Below are 989 nucleotides of genomic sequence, written 5' to 3'. Positions count from 1 at the left end.
CCTGACGGCCCAGCACGGTCGCGATCCTGGCCCCGTCGGCCTCGTCCTGTCTGCTGGAGAAGGCCAGCACCCGCCCGCTCCGGTCCTCCACGGTGACCGGGCCGTCCAGCAGTCCGGCCGTCGCGTTGGCCAGGGCGAACAGGTCCCCGGCGAGCGGTTCGGCGCTGTCGGGGTCACCGGGGCCGCCCACCGTGCCCAGCTCGTCGACGGCGAGCAGCGACCGCAGCAGCGCGGCCACCTGGGCCCAGGACGCGCCGGGGGTCAGGCCGAGCACGGTCACCCCGGTGCGCGCGGCGGCCTCGGACACGGGCCCGTCCACCGGGACCGGGGAGCGGACCACGACGGCCGCCGCGCCCAGCCCGTGTGCCCGGTCGACCAGGCCGGCCACGGGCCCGGCCCCGTACACCCCGACGCCGAGCACCACCGCGCCGGGCAGCCGTGCCGGTTCGTCCAACGGGTCCTGGATCAGCACCCCGGTGACGGTGCGGGCCGGATCGACCTCCCCGGCCGCCACCTCGATCAACGTCGATCCGAGATCGTCGATGATCCGGCCGAGCACGGCCCGCGGCTGCTCCGTCATCGCCACGACGTAGTAAACCGGGCCTTCGGGCCCCGGGCCGCGGCGGCCGGGGCCCGAAGGCTCAAATTCACCGTGCCGCCGTCACCGCGTCCGGATCCGGCGACCGGCCCGTCACCGGCCGATCCATTCCGTCGACTCGGTGACCTCGGCCAGTTGTCCGGGGATCGGGGAGATTCCGATGCCGGGTTCGTGGGGCACGGTGAGGTGGCCGTCCTCCAGCACGAACGGTTCGGTGATGTCGGTCCGGTAGTACCGGCCGGACGCGGACGTGTCGCCGGGCAGGGTGAAGCCGGGCAGTGCGGCGAGCGCGACGTTGGCGGCGCGGCCGAGGCCGGTCTCCAGCATTCCTCCGCACCAGACCGGGACGCCGTTGGCGGCGCACACGTCATGGATCCGCCGGGCCTCCAGG

At 75.0% G+C, this 989-nt stretch carries 1 protein-coding gene and 1 pseudogene; both read right to left on the bottom strand.

Translation table 11 applies throughout. The features are described 5' to 3' along the window. Positions 1–580: pseudogene (locus EAO76_RS41865) on the bottom strand (PucR family transcriptional regulator); the annotation flags it as partial. A 111-nt stretch (positions 581–691) separates the two neighbouring features. Beyond that, a partial coding sequence (locus EAO76_RS41860) for an enolase C-terminal domain-like protein (RefSeq protein ID WP_316248415.1) occupies positions 692–989 on the bottom strand: 298 nt, incomplete at its 5' end.

Source organism: Streptomyces sp. sk2.1 (assembly GCF_008120935.1).
GTDB lineage: Bacteria > Actinomycetota > Actinomycetes > Streptomycetales > Streptomycetaceae > Streptomyces.
The sequence above is the reverse complement of the archived record's forward strand: the minus strand, read 5'-3'. Positions and strand labels throughout refer to the sequence as shown.